The following is a 3,628-nucleotide window of genomic DNA, read 5'->3' on the forward strand; positions in this document are numbered from 1 at the left end:
AAACGCCCGGTTACATTCCGAACCCGGAAGCTAAGCCTCACAGCGCCGATGGTACTGCAGGGGGGACCCTGTGGGAGAGTAGGACGCCGCCGAACTCCATTTAGCCTCAACCCCCGCCCACTGGGCGGGGGTTGAGGCATTTCCGCGTCCACACGAGTTCACTCGGCAGCCACCGGAACCGCCCCCTACCCCTACTGCGGTCGAGCCCCGACCTGAGGGTAGGGTCAGGACGAATCATCGGCGCATTCATCAGCAGGAGGCCCCCGGGTGGAGGTCCAGGAGACTCGGGTCCAGACGGATCGAGTGCTCACCATCCCGAACATCCTGAGCATGGCCCGCCTCGTCGGCGTGCCGCTCTTTCTGTGGCTGATCCTCAGGCCGGAGTTCGGTGGCCCCAAGAGCGACGGCTGGGCGCTCCTGGTCCTCATGCTCAGCGGGATCACCGACTATCTGGACGGAAAGCTCGCCCGCCGCTGGAACCAGATCAGCCGACTCGGCCGGCTGCTCGACCCCGCGGCCGACCGGCTGTACATCCTGTCCACCCTGGTAGGGCTCACCTGGCGGGACATCCTGCCCCTGTGGGTCACCGTCGCCCTGCTGGCCCGCGAGGCCATGCTCCTGGTGATGGTGGGCATCCTGCGCAAGCACGGCTATCCGCCGCCCCAGGTGAACTTCCTCGGGAAGGCCGCGACGTTCAACCTCATGTACGCGTTTCCGTTGCTGCTGCTCAGTGACGGCGACGGGTGGCTGGCGTCACTCGGTGCTATTTTCGGATGGGCGTTCGCAGGATGGGGTACAACCCTGTATTGGTGGGCAGGAATCCTTTACGTGGTTCAGGTCCGCCGTCTCGTGAGGGCGGACGCCACGGCCGATTGAGCTTGCCGGTGGGCAGCCATGCAGTGGCCGATGCCCGCAGTCCTCAGGAGCGGGCATCAATGCGGGCAGGCGAAGTCGGTCCTACCGTCATCGTTACAGGAGGACGCTTCCGACATGAAGGCCGTCGTGATGGCTGGAGGCGAGGGCACCCGCCTTCGCCCCATGACCTCGAGCATGCCCAAGCCGCTTCTTCCGGTCGCCAACCGGCCGATCATGGAGCACGTGCTGCGGCTGCTCAAGCGGCATGGGCTCAATGAGACCGTCGTGACCGTGCAGTTCCTCGCCTCCCTCGTCAAGAACTACTTCGGGGACGGCGAAGAGCTCGGCATGGAGCTCACCTATGCCAACGAGGAGAAGCCACTCGGCACCGCCGGCAGCGTCAAGAACGCCGAGGAGGCGCTGAAGGACGACGCCTTCCTCGTCATATCCGGTGACGCGCTCACCGACTTCGACCTGACCGACCTGATCCGTTTCCACAAGGAAAAGGGCGCGCTGGTCACGGTCTGCCTCACCCGGGTGCCGAATCCGCTGGAATTCGGCATCACCATCGTCGACGACGAAGGCAAGGTCGAGCGCTTCCTGGAGAAGCCGACCTGGGGCCAGGTCTTCTCGGACACGGTGAACACCGGCATCTACGTGATGGAACCCGAGGTGTTCGACTACGTCGAGGCCGACACCTCCGTCGACTGGTCCGGCGACGTCTTCCCCCAGCTGATGAAGGAAGGCAAGCCCATCTACGGCTACATCGCCGAGGGCTACTGGGAGGACGTCGGCACCCACGAGAGCTACGTCAAGGCCCAGGCCGACGTCCTCGAGGGCAAGGTCGATGTCGAGATCGACGGCTTCGAGATCTCGCCCAGCGTCTGGGTCGCCGAGGGTGCCGAGGTGCACCCCGACGCCGTCCTGCGCGGGCCGCTCTACATCGGCGACTACGCCAAGATCGAGGCCGGCGTCGAGATCCGCGAGCACACCGTCGTCGGGTCCAACGTCGTCGTCAAGGAGGGAGCCTTCCTCCACCGGGCCGTGCTCCACGACAACGTCTACATCGGGCAGCACAGCAATCTCCGCGGCTGCGTCGTCGGCAAGAACACCGACATCATGCGGGCGGCCCGCATCGAGGACGGGGCCGTGATCGGCGACGAGTGCCTCGTGGGCGAGGAGTCGATCGTCCAGGGCAACGTCCGGGTCTACCCGTTCAAGACCGTCGAGGCCGGCGCCTTCGTCAACACCTCCGTCATCTGGGAGTCGCGCGGCCAGGCGCACCTGTTCGGCGCCCGCGGCGTCTCCGGGATCCTGAACGTCGAGATCACACCCGAGCTCGCCGTGCGGCTGGCCGGCGCGTACGCGACGACCCTGAAGAAGGGCTCGACCGTCACGACCGCCCGAGACCACTCCCGGGGCGCCCGCGCGCTCAAGCGGGCCGTGATCTCCGCGCTCCAGGCGAGCGCCATCGATGTACGGGACCTGGAGAACGTCCCGCTGCCCGTCGCGCGCCAGCAGACCGCGCGGGGCAGCGCCGGCGGCATCATGATCCGGACCACGCCCGGGGTGCCCGACTCCGTCGACATCATGTTCTTCGACGAGCGCGGCGCGGACCTGTCCGCCGGCGGCCAGCGCAAGCTGGACCGTGTCTACGCGCGGCAGGAGTACCGGCGCGCGTTCCCGGGCGAGATCGGGGACCTGCACTTCCCGTCCAGCGTCTTCGACTCCTACACCGGCTCGCTGCTGCGCGACATCGACACCTCCGGCATCGCCGACTCCGGGCTCAAGGTCGTCGTGGACGCCTCGAACGGCAGCGCCGGTCTCGTGCTGCCGAGCCTCCTGGGCCGGCTCGGCGTCGACGCGCTCACGATCAACCCGGGTCTCGACGAGGCCCGGCCCACCGAGACCGGCGACGCCCGCCGCTCCGGTCTCGTCCGGCTCGGCGAGATCGTCGCCTCGGCCCGCGCCGCCTTCGGCGTGCGGTTCGACCCGGTCGGCGAGCGGCTCTCCCTCGTCGACGAGCGCGGGCTGATCATCGAGGACGACCGCGCCCTGCTCGTCATGCTCGACCTGGTGGCGGCCGAGCGCCGCAGCGGCCGCGTGGCGCTGCCCGTGACGACCACCCGGATCGCCGAGCAGGTGGCCGCGTACCACGGCACCCAGGTGGAGTGGACGACGACCTCGCCCGACGACCTCACGCGGGTCGGCCGGGAGGAGGGCACCATCTTCGGCGGCGACGGCCGCGGCGGGTTCATCGTCCCGGAGTTCAGCAGCGTGTTCGACGGCACGGCCGCGTTCGTCCGGCTGCTCGGCCTGGTGGCCCGCACCCAGCTCACGCTGAGCCAGATCGACGCGCGGATCCCGAAGGCGCACATGCTCAAGCGGGACCTGGCGACGCCGTGGGCGGTCAAGGGGCTCGTCATGCGCCGGGTGGTCGAGGAGGCCGGCGACCGCTCCGTGGACACCACGGACGGCGTGCGGGTCGTCGAGGCCGACGGACGCTGGGTGATGGTCCTGCCGGACCCGGCGGAGGCCGTCACGCACCTGTGGGCCGAGGGCCCCGACGAGGCGTCCGCCCAGGCCCTGCTCGACGAGTGGGCCGCCGTCGTGGACAGCGCCGGCCGCTGATCGCCCGGGTGTGCCGGACCGTCCGTCGCGGACCGGGGCCGCCCCCCCCGGGGGGCCGTAGGGGGGGGTTGCCGCCCAAATCGACCCGGTGGGGGCAGGGGGCGCCCGCGCCCCCACCGGGCCACGCCCCCCCCGGGGGATA

General features: G+C 69.4%; 2 protein-coding genes and 1 rRNA gene. All 3 read left to right on the forward strand.

All coding sequences use genetic code 11. The features are described 5' to 3' along the window. Positions 1 to 95: ribosomal RNA gene (rrf, locus tag ACFWEG_RS28595) — 5S ribosomal RNA — on the forward strand; the annotation flags it as partial. Between the two features lie 172 nt (positions 96 to 267). After that, positions 268 to 876, forward strand: a complete 609-nt coding sequence (locus ACFWEG_RS28600) for a CDP-alcohol phosphatidyltransferase family protein (protein WP_387220906.1) — start codon at positions 268 to 270, stop codon at positions 874 to 876. A 114-nt stretch (positions 877 to 990) separates the two neighbouring features. Next, positions 991 to 3,486 carry a sugar phosphate nucleotidyltransferase gene (locus tag ACFWEG_RS28605; RefSeq protein ID WP_387220909.1) on the forward strand — a complete coding sequence of 832 codons (2,496 nt, stop codon included), beginning with the start codon at positions 991 to 993 and terminating at the stop codon, positions 3,484 to 3,486. The last annotated feature ends 142 nt before the right edge of the window (positions 3,487 to 3,628 follow it).

Origin of the sequence: Streptomyces sp. NPDC060194 (genome assembly GCF_042728285.1) — a bacterium.
Classification (GTDB): Bacteria; Actinomycetota; Actinomycetes; order Streptomycetales; family Streptomycetaceae; genus Streptomyces.